This is a genomic window from Mesorhizobium sp. M8A.F.Ca.ET.202.01.1.1, from assembly GCF_004791595.1.
Classification (GTDB): domain Bacteria; phylum Pseudomonadota; class Alphaproteobacteria; order Rhizobiales; family Rhizobiaceae; genus Mesorhizobium.
Window position 1 is genome coordinate 1 of the sequence record NZ_SRUN01000016.1, and the last position, 24452, is coordinate 24452.

A 24452-nucleotide genomic window follows, 5' to 3' on the forward strand; every position below is an offset into this window, starting at 1 on the left:
AAGCTCTCCCGCGGCTGTAACCTCAGGTGGTACGGGCGACTTCGCCAAGCCAAGGTCCGGGCGGCCGCCCGGACCTTGGCTCAATCGCTTCAATCCCACGAAATCTCTCTCGTGTAGATACAAGGTGGCCCGGCGAAGCCGGGACGGAGAGGGGGACGACCTTTGTGAAGATGCAACCGGTGAGGAGGAGGCGCGCGTAAAGAGGATCAGGAGCCTTGGGCAGTTCCCAGTCGTCCCGAAGTCCCCTCTCCGTCCCGGCTTCGCCGGGCCACCTCTCCCCACTTTCGTGGGGCGAGGAACCTAAGTTCTGCCAAGCAGCCCTTCTTATGCTGGAGCAAACCCTACTCCGCGGCCACCTTGGCCATCGGGTTGTTCGGATGCGTCGTCCAGTTGGCGTAGACCGGCGACACGGGCTTGCCGGTGCGTTGGTCCATCACGCCCGCTGCCAGCGGCTCCATGGTGATGCAATTGTCAACCGGGCAGACATTGACGCACAGATTGCAGCCGACGCACTCGGCCTCGATCACCTCGAAGTGCCTGACGCCGTCGACCATGTTGGTGATCGCCTGGTGCGAGGTGTCCTCGCAGGCGATGTGGCAGCGGCCGCATTTGATGCAGGCGTCCTGGTCGATATGCGCCTTGGCGACGTAGTTGAGGTTGAGATACTGCCAGTCGGTGACGTTGGGCGTGGCGCGCCCGACAATGTCGTCGAGCGAGCGGTGGCCCTTCTCGTCCATCCAGTTTTCGAGACCGGCGATCATCTCTTGCACGATCTTGAAGCCATAGGTCATCGCCGCCGTGCAAACCTGCACATTGCCGGCGCCGAGCGCCATGAATTCGGCGGCGTCCCGCCACGTGGTGATGCCGCCGATGCCGGAGATCGGCAGGCCGCGCGTTTCGGGGTCGCGGGCGATCTCGGCCACCATGTTCATGGCGATCGGCTTCACCGCCGGGCCGCAATAACCGCCATGCGAGCCCTTGCCGTCGATGGTCGGCATCGGCGCGAAACTGTCGAGGTCGACGCCGGTGATCGAATTGATGGTGTTGATCAGCGACACCGCGTCGGTGCCGCCGGCATGGGCAGCGCGCGCGGGCTTGCGGATGTCGGTGATGTTGGGCGTCAGCTTGGTGATGACGGGCATGCGCGTATATTGCTTGCACCAGCGCACCACCATCTCGATATATTCCGGCACCTGGCCGACGGCCGCGCCCATGCCGCGCTCGGACATGCCGTGCGGGCAGCCGAAATTGAGCTCGATGCCGTCCGCCCCCGTCTCCTCGACCAGCGGCAGGATGGCCTTCCAGCTCTCTTCCTCGCAAGGCACCATGATCGATGCGATCAGCGCGCGGTCGGGCCAGTCCATCTTGACCTGCTTCATCTCGCGCAGATTGGTCTGCAAGTCGCGGTCGGTGATCAGTTCGATGTTGTTGAGGCCGAGCAGGCGCCGGTCGGCGCCCCAGATCGCGCCGTAGCGCGGGCCGTTGACGTTGACCACCGGCGGCCCCTCTTCGCCCAGGGTCTTCCAGACCACACCGCCCCAACCCGCCTTGAAGGCGCGGATGACATTGTAGGCCTTGTCGGTCGGCGGCGCCGACGCCAGCCAGAACGGGTTGGGCGATTTGATACCGACGAAATTGTTTCTGATATCAGCCATGACAGGGGTCCCTTTCAACCGAGACGAAGAAGCAGTTCGACGGGCGCGAGAATGCCGCCCTCGAGGGCAGCGATGAGGTTGGCCATCTTGGTGCGGGCGTCCTCGCCCATGACGAGGCCGAGGCCGGGCGATGGCTTCCTGCCTTCGGCTTGCGCGGCGGCCAGCCGGGCACGCATCGCGGCGAAAAACTCGACGGCGAAGGCGCCGCGCGGCCGCTCCGCGGTCACCGAGAAGCCCGCCGCCGCCGCGGCCGAGCGGTAATCGTCGGGCGTGGCGACGAAGGATATGGTCTCGTTGGATGCCCACGGAAGCGGGTAGGTCAGCGCTCCGTCCTTGAGCCGCATCACATCGTAGACGGCAAAGACGCCGCCGGGCTTCAGCACACGGGCGGCCTCGCTCATCAGCTTCGCCTTGTCGGGAAGGTTCATGCCGACATGCAGGATCATTGCCGCATCGAAGCCGGCCTTGGCGAACGGCATGTCCAGCGCGCTGCCTTGCACGAAGTGGGTCTTGCCGGCCATTCCCGTCCGCTTCGACAGGCTGGTGGCGATATCGACATAGCTTTGCGTCAGGTCGATGCCGGTGACGTCGACGCCAGCGTTGTTGGCGACAAAGCGGGCCGGTCCCCCTATCCCCGATCCGATGTCCAGCAGCCTGGCTCCAGGCTTCAACCCAAGCTGGCTGATAAGGTCCCTGGTGGCGGCCACGCCGCCAATGTGGAATTCGTCGACCGCTTCGAGATCGCCGGCGCGCAAATGGGCAACATCGACACCCGCACCGGCGAGCGCGGCAAGGATTCGCTCCTCCAGGCCTGAAATCTCGTAGTGACGGGCAATGCCCGGTTCCACCGTGGCCATGATCCTTATCCCTGGGTCAGACTCCTGTGGATGCTCTCAGCCGCGTCGCGCCCTTGCGCCACGGCGGACACGGTGAGGTCGTCGCCACCGAAAATGCAGTCCCCGCCGGCCCAGACCTTGGCGAGCGACGTGCGCCCTTCACCATCGACCTTGATGCGGCCAGCTTCGAGGTCGATCGATGCCCCGCTGCCATTGAGGGCAGCCGGGACAAAACTCTGGCCGATGGCCTTGAACACCTGGTCGGCAACCAGCGTCAGCGTCTCGCCGGTGCCGGCAAGCCTGTCGCCATTGAGCGCCGTGTATTCGAGTTCAATGCCCGACACCTTACCACCTTCGGCAATCACCCGCTTCGGCTGCAGCCAATGACGGATGGTGACGCCGTTGGCGGCCGCCAGGTCCTGCTCGAATTCGGAGGCGTTCATATGGTCCTGGCCGCGCCGGTAGCAGATCGTCACCTCCTCGGCGCCAAGCAATTTCGACTGCACGGCGGCATCGATCGCCGTCATGCCGCCGCCAATGACGACGACGCGGCGGCCGACCGGCAGCCCGGAGAGGTCGCTGGCCTGGCGCAGTTCGGCAATGAATTCGACCGCGTTGGTGACGCCGGCCGCATCCTCGCCATCGGCGCGCAACGCGTTGACGCCGCCCAGCCCCATGCCGAGGAACACCGCGTCGTAATTGCGGATCAGGTCGGAGAGCTGGTAGTCGCGGCCGAGCGCCTTGCCGTTCTGGATGTCGATGCCGCCGATCGCGGTGACATAGTCGACCTCGGCCTGGGCAAAGTTGTCGACGCTCTTGTAGGCGGCGATGCCGTATTCATTGAGGCCGCCGGCCTTCGGACGTGCCTCCAGGATGGTCACGTCATGGCCATGGCGAGCGAGCCGGTGCGCGGCGGCAAGGCCGGCCGGGCCGGCGCCGACCACGGCGACCGTCTTGCCCGTCGCTGTCGCGCGCGGATAAAACTGCTTATTCTCGGCCATCGCGACATCGGTGGCGTAGCGCTGCAAACGGCCGATCTGCACCGGCTTGCCTTCCGCCACCTCGCGCACGCAGACCTCCTCGCACAGCGTCTCGGTCGGGCAGACGCGGGCGCACATGCCGCCCAGGATGTTCTGGTCGAAGATGGTCTTGGCCGAACCGATCGGGTTGCCGGTCGAGATCTGGCGGATGAACAGCGGAATGTCGATCGAGGTCGGGCATGCATTCATGCACGGTGCGTCGTAGCAGAAATAACAGCGGTCGGATTCGACCAGCGCCTCGTGATGATCGAGCGGCGGATGCAGGTCGGAAAAATTGTCCGCGTATTGGTCAGCCGCAAGGCGGCCACCGACAATACCCTCTTTGAACTGACCCTCTGGCATTTTCAGTTCCCCATGTTTTCGTTTTGGGGAAGGCTAGCACGTTTTATTTTTTTATCAATTGGTCAATTTTTGAGGCAAGTTGCTGAAAAGACTGGATAAAAACATGATAATTGCGGTCAAGTTATTGGTGGCGGTGACGCGAGGATATGGCCGCCGTCCATGCCAATGCCATGGATCGACCTGATCTCATCGGCGACCAATTTCTGCAACGTCCAGAGATTGCGGTCGCGGATGCCGAATTCCTCGAGATGGCTGACCGTGTTGTAAAGATATTCCGCGCCTGAGCCGACATGGCCGCAGGCGCGCGCCAGCACCCGTGCCACGGCTTCCAGCGGCTGCCCGAGCGAAGTGCCTCTGCCCGTCACCCCGACCCAGAAACCCAGCGCCCGCAACGGCCCTTGCGCGGTACGCACCGGAACCCACCGGACCGAAGCGACGCTCTCATGATCGTCGATCTCGCGCCGCAACAGTCTTTCGATCTGAGCAGTCTTCTCCCCTTCCGGTAACCGATAGATCACACCATCGCATCGGCCGCCGCGTTCGAGCGCCATCATCAGTCCAGGCTGCGCGGCGCTGCCGCGCCAGCGGACCATGTCGATGCAGAAGGAGCGGTGCCAGCCATGGGCGGTGGCGCGCTGGCGTTCGACGGACTCGAAAGCCGGCTTCCAGATCAGCGAGCCATAGGCGAACACCCATAGCGGCCCCGCATCGGCTTCATTGGACAGCCGCGCCGAAAGGTCCCGAAAATCCTCGTCGCTCAGTTGCGTCCAGCTGCCGCTAGGCCCGGGATCGGCCTCCTCGCGATGGCACAGTGCAACAAGCTCGGCTGTAAGTGACATCTGCCGCATGGATCGAGCCCCCCTTTTCGAAGCCAAGCAAAGGCGAAAATCGCAAGGCACGCAAGATTGCCAGAAGGCTGCGCCTTGCCGTTCCCGATTTCTAGCCCAGATGTCGGATTTCTGTCGTCGAGATCGTCCTAGGATGGATCGAACGACGATCGGCGCACAACGGTGAGGAGACCGACCATGCCAAAATCCCCGATGCCCTTCTTCTGGTACGAACTAATGACGTCGGACCTCGACGCCGCGGAGGCTTTCTACACAACCGTGGTCGGCTGGACGGCGCAGCCCTTCGACAAGGCGCCCGGCATGCCGCGCTATATCGTCATGAATGTCGGCGAGCGTGGCGTCGGCGGCCTGATGACGATGCCCGAGGATGCGGCCAAGATGGGCATGCCGCCCGCATGGCTGGGCTATATCCACGCCAGGGATGTCGACGCGGCAACAGCGTCACTGGAAAAGGCAGGCGGTGCCGTTCACCGCCGGCCCGACGATATTCCAGGCGTTGGCCGCTTCGCCGTCGTCGCCGATCCGCAAGGCGCCACCTTCATGTTCCTGCAGCCGAACGGTCCGGACCAGCCCGTCGTGCCGGCCAGCACGCCCGGCCATATCGGCTGGCACGAACTCTACACGAGCGATTGGAAGGCCGCGTTCGATTTCTATTCCGGCCAGTTCGGCTGGGCCAATGCCGGCGAATTCGACATGGGGCCGATGGGCATCTACCAGACCTTTACCGCCGGCCCTGAATCCGGTGGCGGCATCATGAACAAGCCCGAGCAGATTCCGGTCCCGGTCTGGCAGTTCTATTTCAATGTCACCGGCATCGACGCGGCGGCAAAACGCGTGACCGACAATGGCGGCAAGATCCTGATGGGACCCATGGAGGTTCCCGGAGGCAGCTGGGTCGTGCAATGCCAGGATCCGCAAGGCGCGCATTTCGCTTTGATGGCGCCGGTGCGGTAAGCGCTACGCCAACCGCTGATACCACGCGTGCTGGCGTCGGCTCATTCCGGCGCCAGCACAGCGACCTTGAGGGTCTCTTTCTTGGCACCGCTGAACTGGACAGTGGCTGTGCCGGCGGCCAGCTTGAAGCGCACGCTCTTGCGGACACCGGGGCAAGTCTTGACGCCGCTATAGCCGGACGATTTCACGGCCTTGCCGTCCTGGATGACATCGATCCAGGCCTCGCCCGACAGGCTGATCTGGATGGCGCCGTCCGGCGGCACCGCCACGCTGGCGACGGCACCGAACGTGCCCTCCGCAGGGGCGCGTTCGGGCGGCACCGCGAAGCCGGCCTCCTCGGCCGGCACCAGCGCCAGGTCCGCGGCGGCACCCACCGCCAGCGTCGCTCCGGACGGTGTCGAGGGTGCCTCTGCAAACAGCGCCTGTTCGCGCGTCACCGGCCATTTAAAAGCCTCGCAGCCCGCGTCCTCGGCCATGGCGAGGCTGGTGCCCATAAGGATTGCGAACAGGCTGATGGCGACTTTTTTCATGGCAAGGGACCCACATGTCTGGAGTACTCACAATCAATACAACCATAGCGATATAATTGCAACTCTGACGGGCACAACAGCAAAAGCCGGACCGGAGAACATTTCCAATCACCAATTGTTGATAGCAGGCCGGGGGAAGTGAATGGTCCGTTGCCCGGTGATAATCTATGGCCGGCCGGGAAGCTGAAATGGAGTCTTAGATGAAGCTTTTCGATGGCCTCTCCAAATACCAGCCGCAGGCGCTTGCCGTGCTGCGCATCATGACCGCGCTGCAGTTCGTCGAGCACGGCACGCAGAAACTGTTCAATTTCCCAGCCAGCGACCACGCCGCCGCCGCATTGAGCGGACTGCCGCTAGCCGCCGGCATCCTCGAATTCGCCGGCGGCGTTCTGCTCGCCTTGGGGCTACTTACCCGCCCGGTCGCGTTCCTTCTGGCCGGCGAAATGGCGATCGCCTATTTCATGGCCCACTATCCGCGCGACTTCTTCCCCATCAACAACAGCGGCGATTCGGCGATCTCGTTCTGTTTCATCTTCCTCTATCTGGTCTTCGCCGGCGCCGGCGCCTTCGCGCTGGACAACCGCCGCAACGCCTGATCCCCAATGCGGGGGTGAGCCCTCACCCCCGCATCCGTTCGAAATTCGCATCGAACAGCGCAGCCACCTGGATGCGCGCCGCATGGCGCTTGCCCAGCAACTCGATCTCGAAGCCGTGGCTCTCGTCGGCGATCTCCTTCGGCACATAGCCGACGGCAACCGACTTCTTCGAATGATGGGCATAGCCGCCCGACGTCACCCAGCCGCGCACCGCGCCGCCGAACCAGATCGGCTCATCGCCGATGACGTCGGCATCGTCGGAGTCGACGATGAAGGCGCGCAGCCTGAGCTTGCCGCCCTGCTTGCGCTCGGCCAGCGCCGCCGCCTTGCCGATGAAATCCGCGTCCTTGCCGTAAGCGACGAAACGGTCGAGCCCGGCCTCCAGCGGCCCGTAGACCGGCCGGTATTCGCGCCCCCATGAGCCGTAGTTCTTCTCCAGACGCAGCGCGTTGAGCGCGCGCGAGCCGAACAGGCCGATGCCGAACTCTTCTCCCGCCGCCATCAGCGCCTGATAGGCGGCGCGCTGATATTCCGGCGCCACCCAGATCTCGTAGCCGAGATCGCCGGTGTAACTGACGCGGCCGACCAGGCACGGCGCCATGCCGACATCCATCTTGGCTATGGCCATGAACGGAAACGCCGCATTCGATATGTCGGAGCGGGTGGCTTTCGCCAGCACGTCCCTCGCCCTGGGACCGGCGATCGAGAGGCCGGTGAGCTTCTGCCCCAGCGCCTCGATGTGGACGGACCCGTCATCGGGCAGATGCTGATCGAACCAGCGCATGTGATATTGCTCGGCAATGCCGGAACCGGCCAGGAACCAGCCCGCTTCTTCCCGATCTTGGGCGCCCAGATTGGCCAGCGTGAAATCGCCGATCAGCCTGCCGTCTTCCTTCAGCATCGGCGCCAGGGTCATGCGGCCGGGCTTCGGCAGCTTGCAGGCGAGCATCCGGTCGAGCCATGCCGCGGCCCCCTCGCCCGTCACCTTGTATTTGGCGAAGCTCGATATCTCCGACAGGCCGACGCCCGAGCGCACCGCCGCCACTTCGGCGCCGACATGGGTGAAGTCGCTCGAGCGCCGCCACGAGAACTCGTCCTTGACGCCTTCCGGCGCGTACCAGAGCGGCACCTCCAGCCCATAGGCGACGCCCCACTGCGCGCCCTTGGCCGACAACAGGTCGTAGACCGGCGTCGTCTTCAGCGGCCGCCCGGCGGGCAGTTCCTCGTTGGGGAAGCGGATCGAAAAGCGCCTGGAATAGTTTTCGCGCACCTTGGCGTTGGTGTAGGCCATGGTCGCCCAGTCGCCGTAGCGGGCCACGTCCATAGCCCATATGTCGGCGCCGGGATCGCCCTCGATCATCCAGTTGGACAGCGCCAGGCCGACGCCGCCGCCCTGGCTGAAGCCGGCCATCACGCCGCAGGCGACCCAGAAGCCCGGCAGGCCGCGCACCGGCCCGACCAACGGGTTGCCGTCGGGCGCGAAGGTGAAGGGCCCGTTGATGATCTGCTTGATGCCGGTGTTCTGGAAAGCCGGGAAATGCCGGAAACCGACCTCGAGCGACGGCGCGATACGGTCGATGTCGGGCGCCAGCAATTCATGGCCGAAATTCCATGGCGTGGAGAATTCGGACCACGGTTTGTTGGCCTTCTCGTAGGTGCCCATCAGCATGCCGCCGCGCTCCTGGCGCAGATAGAGCTCGCCGTCGAAATCGACCGCATGGATGATCTCGGTGCCGGTTTTCTCGTTCCAGGCGGCGACCTCCGGCATGTCCTCGGTGATCAGGTACATGTGTTCCATCGCCAGAACCGGCAGTTCGAGCCCGACCATGCGGCCGACCTCGCGCGCCCACAGGCCGCCGGCATTGACGACATGCTCGGCCACCACCTCGCCCTTGTTGGTAATGACGCGCCACATCCCGTCTGCACGGCGCACAATGTCTTCCACCTTGGTGAACCGTTCGATCTCGGCGCCCAGCTTCCGCGCCGCCTTGGCATAGGCGTGCGTGACGCCCGAGGGATCGAGATGGCCGTCCTCCTTGTTGCGGACGGCGCCGACGAACTGGCTGGGGTCGAGCAGCGGCATCAGTTCGGCCGCCTCTTTCGGCGAGATTTCCTCCAGCTCGATGCCGAGATAACGGCCCTTGGCGACGACTCCGCGCAGCCAGTCGAGCCGCGCTTCGGTGGCAGCCAGAAGCACACCGCCGGTCAGGTGGACCCCGGTCGCCTGGCCGGACAGCTCCTCGATCTCCTTGTAGAGGTTGATGGTGTATTTCTGCAGCTTGGCGACATTGGGATCGCCATTGATCGTGTGCATGCCGCCGGCCGCGTGCCAGGTCGAGCCGGACGTCAGCTCGTCGCGCTCCAGCAGCACGATGTCCGTCCAGCCATGACGGGCGAGATGGAACAGCACGGAACATCCGACGACGCCGCCGCCAATGACCACGACCTTTGCATGCGATTTCATGGATTTTTCTCTGATATCAATGAGTTGGATGGGTGAGATGAATCGAGACGGGAAGACGCTGAAATCACGGCTCGCCCTGCCCGATCGCTTCCTTGCGTCTGGCCACATAGGCCTCGAGCTCTTCGCGCACGGCGATGTCCATCGCCGGCTCGACATAGTCTTCAAGCGCCTTCTTCCACAGCCGCGTCGCGCGCGCCGTCGCGTCGAGGCCGCCGGCCTCCTGCCAGGCCTCGAAATTCTGCCAGTTGGACAGCATCGGCTGGTAGAAGGCGGTCGCATAGCGCTCCAGCGTGTGCGGCTCGCCGAAGAAATGGCCGCCTGTCGGCACCGCACCCAGTGCCTCGACGGCAAGCTCGGCCTCGTCGACCACGATCGGACGCAAAAACTCCATCATGTGCTGGATCATCTCGACGTCGATGATGAATTTCTCGAACGATGCCGTCAGCCCGCCCTCCTGCCAACCGGCGGCGTGGTAGACGAGATTGCCGTGGCCGAGCACCGCGCCCCAGAGCGCCATCAGCGTCTCGTAGGCGCCTTGCGCATCGGCGGCGTTGGAAGCCGAGCCGGGCGTCGTCCGGTATGGCAGGCCGTAACGCCGCGCCAATTGCCCCGAGGCGATGTTGGCCTTGGTGTTTTCAGGCGTGCCGAAGGCCGGCGCGCCCGACTTCATGTCGACATTGGAGGTGAAGGCGCCGTACATCACCGGCGCGCCCGGACGTACGAGCTGTGTCAGTACCACGCCGAACAGCGCCTCGGCATTCTGCTGCGCCAGGGCGCCGGCCAGCGTCACCGGGCTCATCGCCCCCATCAGCGTGAACGGCGTCACCGCCACCGACTGGCCGTATTCGGCCATCGTCACCAGCCCCTCGGCCATCATCTCGTCGAAACGGCGCGGCGAGTTGACCGAGATGATGGTGGCGATACCGGGATCGTCGCGCATCTGATCCAGCGTCAGCCCGCGCGAAATCGCCATCATCTCGATGCCATCCAGCGCCCTGCCCCGGCCGATCGCCGAGACATGAAAAATCTTGTCGGTCAGCGTCAGATTGGTGAAGTAGGTGTCGAGATGGCGTGAGTTGGCCGGCAGCTCGACCGGCGCGCAGACCTGATTGCCGAGCATGTGGATACAGTTGAAATGCTGCGCCAGCCGGGTGAGATCGGCATAGTCGCGCAGGTTGCCGGCACGACGGCCGCGCTCCATGTCGTGCACGTTCGGCGGCCCGGCGACCAAGGTGAAATTGATGGTATTGCCGCCGAGGTGGATCGACTTGGCCGGATTGCGCGGTGTCAGCGTGTAAGTGGTCCGCGTCGTCTTCAGCGCCTCTTCGACCATGCCGCGATCGACGCGCACATTCGCCGTCGCATGGTCGACCGTGGCTCCGGCCTTCTCGAACAGCGACAGCGCCCTCCGGCTCATCACCTCGATGCCGAAATTCTCCAATATGTGCATCGACGCCTGATGGATCGCCTCGATCTGGTCGGACGACAACAGCGCCATCGGCGGATAGGGATTCGTCACCCGTCTGGGCGGCAGCTGCGCGATGGGCGCTGGCCCCCTGTTGCTGGTGCGCTCGGCGCCGCGCTTGCGTCTTGGTTCGGTCATGCCGGCATCAAAGCTTCGGCAGTGCGGCCGGTCTGTCAGAAATACGCCGTTTGCCGGCGTGATTTTAGCCAAGGCGGCATTTTCTCGACACCAGTTTATAAAAGGCGACCGTGTGCGTCGGAATATTGATATGATGTTTTCTCATCTGCTCGTGCCGACGAAGCGTTAACGGCCGCAGCAAGATTCCCTTTATGATTTCGGCCTATTGCTCCTCCCATGCGTAGGTCGAGTTTTAGTAAAATTGTAGCGGTTTGCGCGCTGTTGGCGCTTTCGGCTTGCGCCACCGCGCCCAGCCACATCAACAATGTCTGCGCCGTCTTCGACCAGAATGACGGCTGGTTCGACAATTGGCAGTCGGCCGCCGAGCGCTCGTCGCGGAAATACGGCGTGCCGGTGCCGGTGCTGATGGCCACCGTACGCAAGGAATCCGGCTTCAAGAGCAACGCCCGGCCGCCGCGCACCAAGCTGCTTGGCTTCATCCCCTGGAAGCACGTCTCCTCGGCTACCGGCTTCTCGCAGGCACTGGACGGAACCTGGTCGCAATATCAGCGCGAAACCGGCAACTGGGCGGCACGGCGGACGAAATTCGCCGATGCCGTCGATTTCGTCGGCTGGTATCATTCCAAGACAGCCGACAGCTACGGCGTCGCGCGCAACGACACCTACAACCTCTACCTCGCCTACTATCTCGGCTGGAGCGCCTATGGCCGCGGCAACCGTGGCGACGCCGGCGTGCAGGGTTACGCCCGGGCCACCGACAAGATGGCCCGCGACTATGACGCGCAGCTACGGCAATGCGGCTCCTGATACCTGCTTCAGGTTAGTGCCGCCGCGTCGTGTCTTTCGGCTTCGAAACACCGGTCTCCGAAACCTCGTCGCGCACTTCGTGGCGACGGGCTCGCATGCCCGCCTCGCCCTGCTCCGCGGCGTCCCCGATCTGGTCGGCTTCCGCGCTGCCCTTTTTGCCACGCGGCCGGTTGGGCGCTGTCCCCGCCAAGCCCGGTCCGGTGCCGTGCGCATCGTCCGGCACGCCCTCATGCGCGGCATGTTCCTTGTCGAACTTGATGACCGGCTCCATGGTCTTGAGCACGTCGTCGGAAAGCCAGCACAGGCTCATATGGCCGTCGCCGAGATTCTTCACCGGCGGCACCTTGGTTTCGCAGAGATTGTCGGGCACCAGCTTCTTGTAGCCGCAGCGGGTCTGGAACGGACAGCCGGTGGGCGGGTTCATCGCCGAGGGGATGTCGCCTTCCAGCACGATGTGCTTCTTCACCACGCTGGTGTCGGCAATCGGGATCGCCGACAGCAGCGCCTCGGTATAGGGATGATAGGGCGGCGCGAAGATCTGGTCTGTCGTGCCCTGCTCGACGATATAGCCGAGATACATCACGACGACGCGGTCGGCGATGTAGCGCACGACGGACAGATCGTGGCTGATGAACAGCATCGTCGTCTTGTTCTTGCGCTGGATGTCCATCAGCAATTCGGTCACCGCCGCCTGCACCGAAACGTCGAGGGCCGAAACCGGCTCGTCGGCCACGACAACCTTGGCGTCGCCGGCAAAGGCGCGCGCCACGCCGATACGCTGCTTCTGGCCGCCGGAAAGCTGGCGCGGCTTGCGGGTCTCGAAGGCGCGCGGCAACTTCACCAGGTCGAGCAGCTCCAGCATGCGCTTGCGCCGGTCGGCGACCGTCTTTCCGACATTGAATTTTTCCAGCGTGCGGATGATCTGCGACCCGACCGAATGGCTGGGGTTGAGCGTATCGAACGGATTCTGGAACACCATCTGGATCGACGACACGGTGTCGACGCTGCGGCTCTCGATGCCGGTCGACTGGATTTGCTTGTTGCCCAGCGTCACGGTGCCGGCACTTGCCGTCTCAAGTCCGAGCAGCACCTTGGCCAGCGTCGATTTTCCGCAGCCGGATTCGCCGACGATGGCGACCGTCTCGGATTCGCGCGCCATGAACGATATCGTCTCGTTGGCCTTGACGACGCGGCCCTCGCTCGAGCCGAACACCTCGCTGCCGCCGACCTTGTAGTATTTCCTGAGATCCTCGATCTTGAGCACCGGCGCGCCGGGCACGACCTTTTCGTTGACCTTCTTGGCGCCGGGCGGCAGCGCTTCCCAGTCGATCTCGTTGAAGCGTACGCAGCGCGAGAAATGGCCCTCGTGTCCGGCGACTTCGACCATCGGGATTTCGGCGGCGTTGCAGACGCCCTCGACGAAATGGTGGCAGCGCGGACCGAAATTGCAGCCCTTCGGCCGCTCGTGCGGCAGTGGCAATTGGCCGGGGATCGAGATCAGCGGCCGCGAGTTCTTGTCGGCGCCCGGCAGCGGGATCGAGCGGAACAGCCCTTGCGTATAGGGATGGCGCATCCGGTCGAACACGTCCTTGATCTTCCCGGTCTCCACCGCCTCGCCCGAATACATCACGGTGATGCGGTCGCAGGTCTCGAGGATAAGGCCGAGATTGTGCGACACGAAGATCATCGACGTGCCGAACTTCTCGCCCAGCCCCTTGACCAGTTCGACGATGCCCGCTTCCACCGTCACATCGAGCGCCGTCGTCGGCTCGTCGAGCAGAAGCAGCGCCGGCTTCGACAGCAGCGCCATCGCAATGACGATGCGCTGCTGCTGGCCGCCGGAGAGCTGGTGCGGATAGGAGCGCATCATGCGCTCGGGATCGGGCAGCTTGACCGCGCTCACCATTTCGAGGGAGCGTTTGTAGGCCTCTTCCTTCGACACCTTGTCGTGGATCAGCGGCACTTCCATCAACTGCTGGCCGACCTTCATCGCCGGATTGAGGCTGGCCATCGGCTCCTGGTAGATCATGGCGATCTTGTTGCCGCGGATGGCGCGCAGCTCCTCGTCGGAGAGCTCGCCCATGTCCTTGCCCTGGAACTTGATCCTGCCGCCGACGATCTTCCCGATGTTGGACAGGTCGCGCATGATGCCGAGCGACACTGTCGACTTGCCGCAGCCGGATTCCCCGACGATGCCCATCGCCTCGCCCGGCATGACCGTGCAGGAAAAGTCCATCACCGCCGGTATCTCGCCCTTGCGGGTGAAAAAGGAGATCGACAGGTTCTCGATCTCGATGATCGGCCCACTGGTCGGCTTGGCGGGATTTCGAACTGCCTCGTTCATGGGTCGCTCCAATCCAAATTGTACCAGACGCGGGTCAAGGCCCGTCAATCAGTCTTTCATCGATTGTTCACGCAGCGAGTCGGCCAACAGGTTGAGCCCGAGCACGAACGACATCAGCGCGATCGTCGGCGGCAGCGCCGGATGGATGAAGGAGCGCAGCAGCCGGCTGGCATCCTTGATCGCCGTGCCCCAGTCGGGGCTTTCCGGCGCAAGGCCGAGGCCGAAATAGCCCAACGTGCCGAGCAGGATGGTGGTGTAGCCGATGCGCAGGCAGGCATCGACGATCAGCGGGCCGCGTGCATTGGGCAGGATCTCCCACAGCATGATGTACCAGGGGGATTCACCGCGCGTTTGCGCCGCGGCCACATAGTCGCGCGTCTTGATATCCATCACCAGGCCGCGCACGATGCGGAACACGCCCGGGCTGGAGGCGAACACCACCGCCACGAAGATGTTGAGCTGGTTGGGATCGATGTGGACGATGTGCAGCGGGTCCTTGTCGAACACGAGGCCAAGATAGATCCAGCCGCCGACGATGAGGGTGATGCCGAGCAGGATGTACAGCCGGTCCGGCCGGTTCTTGTAGCGTGTCCAGAACAACACGCTGAAGAAGATGATCGGAAACAGGAAGAACACGCCGGCCATGGCATAGGGGATCGGCGTGTCCATGATGCCCGGCGTCACCAGCAGGTAGAACAGCAGGATCACCGGGAAGGCCAGCACGAGGTTGGCCAGGAACGACAATACCGTGTCGATCTTGCCGCCGTAATAGCCGGCAGGCAGGCCAAGCGTGATACCGACCATCAGCGCGAAGCCGGTCGCCGCCGGCGCAATGATCAGCACGATCTGGCTGCCATAGACCATACGCGAAAACACGTCGCGTGCCAGTTTGTCGCCGCCGAAGAGATAGACAAGCCCCGATTGCGGTTCGATGGCGCCGGGCAGCGTGTCCTTCATGATCGGGATCTGGCCAAGCGGATCGAAGGGCGAGATGGTCGAGGCGAAGATCGCCGTGAACAGCCAGAACAGGCAGATGCCGACGCCGACGATGCCGACGCCGCTGTCGAACAGCTGGCCGTAGAGCGCCAGCTTCTTCCTGTAGAGGAAGCTCGCTCCCATGACGATGAAAAGCGCGACCCAGACCGGCCAGAAGCGCCACAGCACTTCGAGGATGATGGTGGAGGCGCCGATATATTGAGCTTGCATGCGCCTTCTCCCTACTGAACCCGGATGCGCGGATTGAGGAATGCGTAGCCGACGTCGGAAATGAGCTGCGTGATCAAGACGATGAACACCGAGACCAGCGAACAGCCCAGCAGAAGATCGATGTCGTTGTTGCCGGCGGCCTCGACCAGCGTATAGCCGAAGCCCTGGTAGCGGAACATCACCTCGACGATGACGACGCCGGTGAGCAGCCAGGGAAATTGCAGCATGATGACGGTGAATGGTGCGATCAGCGCGTTGCGCAGCGCATGTTTCACCACCACGCCGCCGAAGGAAATACCCTTCAACCGGGCGGTGCGGATATATTGCTGCGTCATCACCTCGACCATTGAGGCACGAGTCATGCGGGCGATGTAGCCGATGCCGTAGATCGCCAGCGTCATCACCGGCAGGGTGAAATTGTAGAAGGTGATGCCCTGGCTGGCCGACGCGGCCGAGCCGTTCAACCAGCCGAGCCATGAGGCGAAGATGACGGTGAAGATGACCCCCGACACATATTCCGGCGTCGCCGTCGAGGCGATCGAGGCTACCGAAAGCACGCGGTCGGTTCGCGACCCCTCGCGCATGCCGGCCAGGATGCCGATCAAGAGCGATACCGGCACCATCACCGCCAACACACAGAACATCAGGATCCCGGTCGCGCCAAGTGCCGGGAACAGCTTGGAGGCGACGGTCGTCTTGAACTTGGTCGAGCAACCGAAATCCCCTTCGAGGACGCCGGAGAAAGTTGGTACGGCCGGATCGTTGCAGAAAGTGAAACGCTGCGTCGGCTTGCCGGTCGCCGGGTCGGTCACCGGCTGCTTGGGCAGCAGGCCCAGCCACTGTCCGTAGCGGACGAAGAAATTCTGCCGGTAGCCATGGTTGATCAGCCAGTCCTCCAGCTGTTCGGCCGAAGTGTGCATTTCCGTCTGGCTGATCGCCAGCTTCTTCAGGTTGGGTTCGAGGTTGATCAGGAAGAAGACGATCATCGTCAGGCACAGCATCGTCAATGCCATGGTGCCGAGACGCCTGAGAACGAAAGAAAGCATGGCGGCCCCCTGCCGATGGGGTTGGGTTTTGAGCCGGCTTCAAAGCCTCGCCTGCCGTCACCGGCGGACTGGCCGTCAAACAGGCCCTCGAATGCGATCAACCCTGTTTTTATTGCATGGCCTTCCCGGGCGAGTCCGTATTTTTTGCGGACGAACCTGCAATGGCGACGCAGAGAGGGAGGGAAAGAGGCAATGCCCCTTTCCCCGGCCCGATCGATCAGGCCTGATCGAGCCAGACCTTGCCGTAGTCGCGCTCGAAGGTCGGATGCATCTTGTAGTTTTGCACCGCCTTGACCGAGTGGCTGTAGAGCTTGCGCCAGTAGGGCTGGATGATGATGCCGGAAGCCTGCAGGATCTCCTCGATGTCCTTCATCATTTCCTTGCGCTTGGCAGCGTCGGCAACGGCGAGTGCCGCATTGAGCTTGGCATCCCAGTCGGGGTTCGACCAGCCAGCCTCGTTCCAGGCCTCGCCGGTGCGATAGGCGATGGCCAGAACCTGGACGCCGAGCGGACGCATGTTCCAGTTGGTCATTGACAGCGGATACTTCGTCCAGTCGTTCCAGAACGTCGAGCCCGGCAGCACCGAGCGCTTCACCTTGATCCCGGCCTCCCGCAGCTGGGCGGCGATCGCGTCGCCGGTGTTCTTGTGCCAGTCTTCGTCGACGGTGATCAGCTCGTGTTCGAAGTCGGCTTGGCCCGCTTCCGCCATCAGCGCCTTCGCCTTGGCCGGATCACGGGCAACCTTAGGCAGTTCGTAATATTCCGGATGGATCGAGCAGACATGGTGGTTTTCGGCGACCGAGCCGGCATTGCCATAGCCGAGCTGCAGGACGACATTGTTGTCGACCGCGAGCTGCAACGCATTGCGCACCTTCTGGTCGCCATAGGGCTTGTTGTTGACGTTGGTGCGGCAGACGATGGTCGAAGCCGTGACGATCTCCGACTTGACCAGGTCCATCTTGTCGAGGATCGACACATAGTCGGCCGACGTTTCGAAATTGGTGTGCACTTCTCCAGCCTCGAAAGCGCTGACCATGGCTGCCGGATCGGTGCCGTAGTCGATGAATTCGATGCCGTCGAGGAACACTTCGCCGTCCCACCACTTGTTGTCTTCGCGGCGCTTGTAGACGACTTTCTGGCCGACGTCGTAGGAGACGAGCTCAAATGGACCGGTGCCGATCGGGCAGTTCTTGAAGTCGCCGCCCTTCTCGTCGAAAGTCTTGTGGACGATCAGGCCGGGATAGTCGCACATGTTGGGGATGAGCGCGATGTCAGGCTTGCCGAGCTTGAGCACGACCGTATGGTCGTCCGGCATGGTCACGGCGCTTTCGTCGAGCTTGTCATCCTTGACCAGCGAGCCGAGACGGCCGGGCATCGAATTGCCTTCGGCCTTCTTGTCGGCCCAGCGCTTCAGGTTGAAGACGACGTCAGAGGCTGTGAAGGGGTCGCCGTTGGACCAGGTCACACCCTTGCGCACATGCAGCGTATACTGGGTGGCGTCGTCGTTCACGTCCCAGCTTTCCAGCAGATAAGGGCGGAACGTATATTCGCTCGTATACTTGACCAGCGGCTCGAGCGCCTGGCGCTCGGCATTGGCAATTTCCGACCAGTCGGCCTTGCGAGGATCCTTGGGATCCTTGATCCACTGCGCGACCTTCAGCGTGCCGCCTTTCTTGCCTTTTACCTCTTCTGCCCTTGCCGGCGTCGGATCGGCGAGACCGAGAAGGCCATAAGCCATCGCCGTCGAGGCGCCGAAGACGCTTGCCATGGCCAGGAATTCGCGGCGATCAACCTTACCTGCCTTGGCTTCTTCGGCCATGGCCAGGATATGATCCGGAACGCTGTCGCCGTTGCTCTTATAAATTGTCATGACTAACTCCCATTGTTGGCTTTCCGCCGATTAACATTCCGCATCCGGGCCATGATGTCAAAGACGGCATGGATTGGGAACATGTGAGCGAATGTGCAACTTTGAACGGGGGGCAGTTCGCGTGATAGCGACAGTCTTGGCGCAAAATTGCTAGTGCGCCCAGATTTCGCCAAAATCTCTTCGGGCGATTAAATTGAGACATTTGCACCGGTTACGACAGCGCCAGTCCAGGCCAAGGCAGGGGCCAGGCCGTCAATATTCCTTCTCGTAGAAGATGCCGCCCTTGGCTTCGCCGGCGTCCGTCGCCTCGCCGCGCAATTTGACGCCGCGCCCGACATTGAGGTCGATGGTCGCCTTGCCGGAACCTGGCTTGTCGCCCTTCTGGATGGTCACATAGGTGCGGTCGTTGAGATATTTGCCGGCCGAGACCGCCGTGCCGCCCTTGTCGTCGGTGGTGACATCGAGATCGTCGACGCCGATGGCGCTGCGCAGATTCTCCAGCAGCGACGTCGAGCCGCCGACCCCGGCCAGTTGCCCGGCCGCTTCTGCCAGCTGCGCGATCTGCAACGGCGAGAGGTTCGACATCGACCGCCCGAAGATCAGTTGCGCCAGCACTTCATCCTCCGGCAGCGCCGGCACCGAACTGAAGGTGAATTTCGGATTGGTCGCCTCGCCCGACACCACGATGGTGACGGTCGCGCCGGTCGTGGTCGTCGTCGCCGTCAGATTGAGGTAAGGCACCAGCGAGCCGGAGAACCCGACCGTGCCTTCGGTGAAGGTCAGCCGCTTGCCAAGGATCGACAGCCGGCCGCGCTGCAAGGTGAAGGTGCCGACGGCTTGCGGCGACGAGGCCGGGCCGGTCAGCCTGAGCGAGCCGCCGAGTTCGGCGTCGACACCCCTGCCCTGGATGAAGATCTGGTTCGGCGCATTGACCGTGACGTCGAGCGCAAGGCCGCTGCCGCCGCTCTTGCCGCTGGTCGTCGCCGGGCGCAGCGCCTTGTCCTGTGCCTTGACCGGACCCGGCGCATTCTTGTGCTTGACGTCAAGCGCCGAGAGCGAGCCCGGCAATTTGTCCGGAACCGTGATGACGGTCTTGGCCAGGTTGACGGTGCCGGCAATCGCCGGCGCCGAAGTCAGCGGCCCTTTGATCGTCAGGTCGCCGCCAAGGTTGGCGGTCACCACGCGTCCATCCGTGTAGCGGCCATCGGTGAGCTTGATCGACAGGTCGGCTGGGAAGCCTTGCGCCGGATTGATGCCGACGGTACCGCTGGCCGACAGGCTGCCGCGCGTCGACAGGGTTCCGGTCAACCGATTGATCCTGGCGACGCCGTTGCCTATCGAGACATCGGCCGCGATATCGTTGACTGCAAGGCCCGAGCGTGCGTCGACCAGCCGCGCGCCGGAGGTTTTGACGCTGCCGCCGATCACCGGAGATGTCGCTGGACCGCGCACCTGGACATTCACGTTGGCGTTGCCGGTCAGCGACAAGCCCTGCGCGGCAAGTTTCTCACTGAGAAGGCCGAACGGCACGGCGCCATTGAAGTCGAGCACCAGCGCCGGAGTGCCCACCGTCGTCACCGTGCCGCCGCCCTTGAGGCCAAGCCCGGCGCCGTCGCTGACATTGGCGTCGAAGGTCAGCTTGTTGCCGGCAAAGGTACCCGACGAGGCAACACTCACCGCACCGACGCCGGCGCTACGGGTCTGCGACGTCTGCACCCCGGCCGCGTCGATGTTGAAGGCAATGGCGGGGCTCGCCGGTGCGCCCGTCACCTTTACCGTGCCGGAGATGGAACCCGCTGCATCGAGCCCGGGGGAGAAACTGTTGGCGAGCGACATCGGCACGCGCGCCAGCACTGCATTGATGTCGAGCGCCTGCCCGACCTTGCCGGTTACCGTCGCGGTGCCGCCGCCAAGATTGAGCACCAGCCTGTCCAGCGTCGTCGTGCCATTGGCGATGCTGACGGTCGAGGCCTGGGCGATGGCTGCCTTGATGCCCTGGACGGTCGCCTGCCCTGACGCAAGCTCGATGGTGGTGGTGCCACCGGCTACCTTCACGCGTCCGGCTGCCCTGGCTGGAATGCCCTTCACCGTGGCGCCGCCGGAGAAGCCGGTCCAGTCGCCGTCGCGTTTCAAATCGACATCGATGCCGCGGATCACGGTGCCGCCCGATGTGACGGTATCGGCGCGGATCTTGCCCGAGATGACCGGAGCCGCGAGATAGTTGGCGATCAGCGCATCTATGGAAACGGCCTTCGCCTGGAGGTCGCCGCGCGTGATCGAGGCGGTAGCCGCCTTGATGGCGACCTGGGGTGCCGCCCCGGTCTTCGAGAAGGCGATCGTGCCGCGCACGTCGCCTTCCGCCTTTTCCAGCGCCAGCGCGGCGAGCGGCCCGATGTCGGGCAGGTCGAGCGAGATGGTGCCTTCGGGCACGAACTTGTCGTCCAGTGCCAGATCGCCTGAAATCCTGTTCTTGCCCAGCGACAGGAGCAGGCCATTGATGGCGCTCTTGCCGTTCGCCGTTGCCAGCACGGCGCTCCCCTGCAGCGCCTGGCCGGCGACATTGCCGGTAAGCTGGACATTGGCCGCCGGATTGGCGGCGTCCGCCTTGCCGGTGGCGGTGAGCTTCAATCCGGTTATCTCGCGAGATGCAACCGAGAGCTTGTCGCTGTTGATGGTAAGCGACAGGTCGGGCGCCATGGCCGGCCCTTGCGCGCTCAGCGCGAAAGCGATGGCGCCCGTGGCGTCCTTCGACAATCGCGAGATGTCGCTCAGCGCACCCCTGATGTCGGCGGCCACCTTGTTGTCGGCAAGGCTTGCCTGCCCCTCGGCGCTCAGCGGGCCCGAAGTGAGCTTCAATCCACCTATGTTGAGATTGCCGCTGGGCTCGCGCTTCAGCGTGGCGCTTATCTGGGCGCGGTCGCCAAGCAAGCCGCGTGCCGCCGCCGGCAACGCCGACGATGGCGCATCCGCCTTCAGGTTGAGGTCGATGGCACCGTCACGCAGCGATACCTGGCCGGCGACCTGGCTGCTGAGCGCATCGCTTTTCAGCGTGCCGCTGTCGATGGCGACGGCGTCGGCGCTCAGCCGGGCGTTGAGCGCGGCCGTGACCTTGCCCGCGATGAGCGGCGCGATCGTTGGATTGTCGAGCCCAACCTTGTCCACCGACACCGTTCCGGAAACCGGCCCGGCGCGATTCCTGAGATCGAACGCATCCGAGTGCAGAGTGAGCGTAAGTCCGTCAACCTTCGCCGGGCTGGTGACGATCGAGGGCAGGATCGCGGAAAGGTCCAGCCGGGCATGCGTGCTTTCGCCCCCAATTTTGGCCGACACTGACCGGACCTCGATCTTGACCGGGCTCTCGGTGCTTCCAACCGTCAGCGGCAGGCTGGGGCCGGACGAGGTCAGATCGATCGCGAAATCGCTGGCCCCGTTCGGGTTGATGGTTCCGGTGGCCTGGCCGGAGACCTTGTCGCCGGAGAGGGTGGCATGGTCGAGGACAACGCCGCCGGCAATCGTGTAGCTGCCGGCCGCATCGACGGCGAGTGGTCCGAGCCCCGCCTGTCGGGTCTGGCTGGTCTCGGCGCCGGCCAGCTTCGCGTTGAACCGGATGTCGGGAGCGGCCGGCGCTCCGCTCACTTCAGCGATACCGTCAAGCGTTCCCGCGGCATCCAGGCCAGGCGAAAACGCATTGGCAAGGGCGGCAGGCAAAGCGGAGACCTTCGCCGCCAGATCGAGCGTCTCGCCGGCGCTGCCCGACAGCGCCACCCGGCCGCCGCCAACGTCGAGCGCCAGCCTGTCGATATTGGCCGTGCCGTTGGCGATGGACAGGGCCGACGGCTCGGCAATCGCCGCCTTGATGCCGCGAACGGTGGCTTCGCCCGAAGCAATCTCGACGCTGGTGGTGCCCTCGGCGATCTTAACCCGGCCGGCAGCGGTCGCCGGAATGCCCGCGATCGTGGCGCCGCCAGTGAAATTGGTCCAGTCGCCGTCGCGCTTGAGGTCGACGCCGATGGCGCCGATTTCGGTGCTTCCCGAAGTGACCGCATCGGCCTTGATGGTGCCCGACATCGCCGGCGCCTTGAGATAATTGGCGATCAGCGCTTTGATGGCGATCGCCTTGGCAGTCACCTCGCCACGCGCGACCGATGTGCTCTTGGCATCTATGGCAATGGAGGGTGCGTCGCCGTCCTTGGCAAAGAGGATGGTGCCGTTGATGTCGCCGGTCACCGCCTGGCCGGCGAGCGCGGCCAACTGGTCGATTGCCGGTGCGGCGAGCGTCAGCGTGCCCAGGGGCATGAACTTGTCGTCGAGCGCCAGGTCGCCCGAGACCTTGTTATCGCCCAGCGAGACCAGGAAGCCGTTGATCGAGCGCTTGCCCTCGCTGGTCACCAGGGCCGCCTTGATGTCGAGCGGCTGGTCGTTGACGGCGCCGGTCAGCGAGACGTTGGCGGAAGGGTTCGTTATGTCGGCCTTGCCGCTCGCGGTCAGCTTGATGGCCTTCACCGTGCGGCCCGAAGCGGTCAGGCTGTCGCTGTCGGCGCTAACGGTGAAATCCGGAGCGGTGATCGCGCCGGTTGCCGACAACGCGAAATCGACCCCGCCGGCAACCGGCACACCGACCGTCGGCGACAACACCGAAACGTCGCCCAATTTGCCCTTGATGTCGGCCTGGATGTCCGTGCCTTGCATGCTGGCCGTACCGCTGGCGCTGAGCGATCCGGAAGTGAGTTCGATCGAGTTCGCAGCGAAAGATCCCTGCGGATCGCGCGATGCAGCGGCAGAGAATTTCACCCGCCCGCCGAGCACCGAGGCGATCTGCTGCGGGAACGCGGTCGCCACCGCATCGGCATTCATTTTGAGCTGCATCGACATGTCGGCCAGCGCCACCGTCGCCGTCAGCGACGCATTGAGCGCATCGGAGCGCAGCGTACCCTGATCGATGGCAATAATGGCGTCCTTGCTGATTGAGCCGGCCAGATCGACGTCGACCTTGCCGGTGATCAGCGGCGCCAGTGTCGCGACGTCGGTTTTCAGGCCGCCCGCCTCCAGCTTGACGGCAACCGGGCCGGCGCGATTCTGGATATCGAAACCATCGGAATGGATTTGCGCCGCCAGATCATCCAGCCGCGTGCCGCCGACGACGATCGAAACGAACGAGGCGCCGATGTCGACGATCGGCGCCTTGCCGTCGCCGAAGGCGCGTGCGGTGGCGTTCTTGATCGCGAGCGTGATCGGCTGCGCCTTGCTGCCGACGCTGATCACCACGGGCGGGCCCTTGGCGGCGAGTTCGACCGAGAGATCGCTGGCACCGGCAGGATCGGCAATGCCGGCGGCGGTGCCATGTACCGCATCGCTCTCGATGCTGGCCCGGTCGATGCTGATGCCGCCCGCCGATGTGGCGGTGCCCGCGACATCGAAGCTAGTCTTGCCGGCAAACAGCGGCTTCAGGTTTTCCGGCAGGAAGCGCGCAAAATCGCCGTCGCCCTTGGCCTCGACATGATTGCCCTTGTCGGTGAGCTGGTGGCGGCCGGTAAGTTGGGTGACGATCCGATGGTCGACGAGGAAGGTGCCGACACCGCTCCAGTTGGCAAGCGGTCCGCTGCCCGAAACGACGATGTCGACCGGCGGCGCATCCGGCAGCTTGAGCAGGTTGGCAATGATGCCGCCGGCCGGCTCCGACGCCTTGAGGTCGAGGTCCAGCTTGTTGTCGGCGGGTGCGAAATGGATCTTGGCATCGACATTGCCCTGTTTGCCGTCGTGACGGGTGACGTTGAGCACAGTCTGGACCGCCAGTGGCGCGGCATCGGCCTTGAGCATTCCCTTGGCTGCGAGCTCGGCGATACCGCTGCCGGCCAGTTGCTCGCCGAGCGCGATTTCCGGCAGGTCGATCTGCTTGATGTCGATGGAGACAGGCATAGTCGTCGTGCCGCCCTGCGCCGGCGGCTGCGAACCGGCCACCGGCAGGCGCGCCAGTTCGATGCGCCCGGCGGCGATCCGGTCGGCGCTGAAGCTTTTCGACAGCAGCGCCGTCGGCGACCAGTCGACGGCCACCTTGCGCGCCACCAGCCAGGCGCCCTCGCGATCCTCAAGCACGACATGGTCGACGCTGAGATTACCCGACCAGATGCCGTCGATGCCGCTGACGGTGACCTTGCGATCCTCGCTCGAGGCGAGCCGCGAGATGATGCCGGCGAGATTGTCGCGCCCACGCTCGGTCTTGGTCAGCACGACGAGCGCGCCGATCGCGCCCGCGACCATGATCAGCAGCGTGTAGAGGACAATGCGAAGGATGCGCCAGACCGTTTTCATCG

The 24452-nt window shown here is 64.0% G+C and carries 15 protein-coding genes; 3 read left to right on the forward strand and 12 right to left on the reverse strand.

Annotation, left to right across the window (positions count from 1 at the left end; all coding sequences use genetic code 11):
* Positions 1-341 precede the first annotated feature (341 nt).
* The 4 genes from preA to EN845_RS28375 all read right to left on the reverse strand — a co-directional run bounded on the left by preA (position 342) and on the right by EN845_RS28375 (position 4721).
* Entirely contained in the window at positions 342-1655 is a 1314-nt protein-coding gene (gene preA / locus EN845_RS28360; RefSeq protein ID WP_127873165.1) for an NAD-dependent dihydropyrimidine dehydrogenase subunit PreA, read from the reverse strand.
* 14 nt (positions 1656-1669) lie between these two features.
* Positions 1670-2512 (reverse strand): methyltransferase domain-containing protein, encoded by an 843-nt coding sequence (locus tag EN845_RS28365; RefSeq protein ID WP_127873166.1) that lies wholly within the window; start codon positions 2510-2512, stop codon positions 1670-1672.
* Positions 2513-2517: 5 nt separating this feature from the next.
* Positions 2518-3873 carry an NAD(P)-dependent oxidoreductase gene (locus tag EN845_RS28370; RefSeq protein WP_127873167.1) on the reverse strand — a complete coding sequence of 452 codons (1356 nt, stop codon included), beginning with the start codon at positions 3871-3873 and terminating at the stop codon, positions 2518-2520.
* Between the two features lie 116 nt (positions 3874-3989).
* The gene (locus EN845_RS28375) at positions 3990-4721 is read right to left on the reverse strand and encodes a gamma-glutamylcyclotransferase (RefSeq protein ID WP_127279322.1); all 732 of its coding nucleotides are present in this window, start codon (positions 4719-4721) and stop codon (positions 3990-3992) included.
* A gap of 177 nt (positions 4722-4898) precedes the next feature.
* Here EN845_RS28375 and EN845_RS28380 point away from each other — a divergent pair, with 177 nt between their 5' ends.
* Complete coding sequence (locus EN845_RS28380; RefSeq protein ID WP_127279321.1) at positions 4899-5675, forward strand: VOC family protein; 777 nt, start codon at positions 4899-4901, stop codon at positions 5673-5675.
* Between the two features lie 41 nt (positions 5676-5716).
* Here the strand turns inward: EN845_RS28380 and EN845_RS28385 are convergent, their stop codons facing one another.
* Complete coding sequence (locus EN845_RS28385) at positions 5717-6205, reverse strand: hypothetical protein (protein ID WP_127873168.1); 489 nt, start codon at positions 6203-6205, stop codon at positions 5717-5719.
* Between the two features lie 200 nt (positions 6206-6405).
* On the opposite strand from EN845_RS28385, the gene EN845_RS28390 reads away from it, so the two are divergent.
* Positions 6406-6801, forward strand: a complete 396-nt coding sequence (locus EN845_RS28390; protein WP_127873169.1) for a DoxX family protein — start codon at positions 6406-6408, stop codon at positions 6799-6801.
* 22 nt (positions 6802-6823) lie between these two features.
* Here the strand turns inward: EN845_RS28390 and EN845_RS28395 are convergent, their stop codons facing one another.
* Both EN845_RS28395 and EN845_RS28400 read right to left on the reverse strand, forming a co-directional pair.
* Positions 6824-9265, reverse strand: coding sequence for an FAD-dependent oxidoreductase (locus EN845_RS28395; protein WP_127873170.1), 2442 nt, complete (start codon positions 9263-9265; stop codon positions 6824-6826).
* A gap of 64 nt (positions 9266-9329) precedes the next feature.
* Positions 9330-10868, reverse strand: a complete 1539-nt coding sequence (locus tag EN845_RS28400; RefSeq protein ID WP_127873171.1) for a trimethylamine methyltransferase family protein — start codon at positions 10866-10868, stop codon at positions 9330-9332.
* 216 nt (positions 10869-11084) lie between these two features.
* Here EN845_RS28400 and EN845_RS28405 point away from each other — a divergent pair, with 216 nt between their 5' ends.
* Entirely contained in the window at positions 11085-11675 is a 591-nt protein-coding gene (locus tag EN845_RS28405) for a transglycosylase SLT domain-containing protein (RefSeq protein ID WP_127277960.1), read from the forward strand.
* 13 nt (positions 11676-11688) lie between these two features.
* Here EN845_RS28405 and EN845_RS28410 read toward each other — a convergent pair whose 3' ends face one another.
* From EN845_RS28410 to EN845_RS28430, 5 genes are all read right to left on the reverse strand, one after another.
* Complete coding sequence (locus EN845_RS28410; protein ID WP_127873172.1) at positions 11689-14019, reverse strand: ABC transporter ATP-binding protein; 2331 nt, start codon at positions 14017-14019, stop codon at positions 11689-11691.
* A 48-nt stretch (positions 14020-14067) separates the two neighbouring features.
* Positions 14068-15225, reverse strand: coding sequence for an ABC transporter permease (locus EN845_RS28415; RefSeq protein ID WP_127277962.1), 1158 nt, complete (start codon positions 15223-15225; stop codon positions 14068-14070).
* Positions 15226-15236: 11 nt separating this feature from the next.
* Complete coding sequence (locus EN845_RS28420; RefSeq protein ID WP_127277963.1) at positions 15237-16271, reverse strand: ABC transporter permease; 1035 nt, start codon at positions 16269-16271, stop codon at positions 15237-15239.
* 217 nt (positions 16272-16488) lie between these two features.
* Positions 16489-18141, reverse strand: a complete 1653-nt coding sequence (locus EN845_RS28425; protein WP_127873173.1) for an ABC transporter substrate-binding protein — start codon at positions 18139-18141, stop codon at positions 16489-16491.
* Between the two features lie 252 nt (positions 18142-18393).
* A complete protein-coding gene (locus tag EN845_RS28430; protein ID WP_127873174.1) occupies positions 18394-24450 on the reverse strand; it encodes a translocation/assembly module TamB domain-containing protein in 6057 nt (2018 codons plus the stop codon).
* Positions 24451-24452 lie beyond the last annotated feature (2 nt).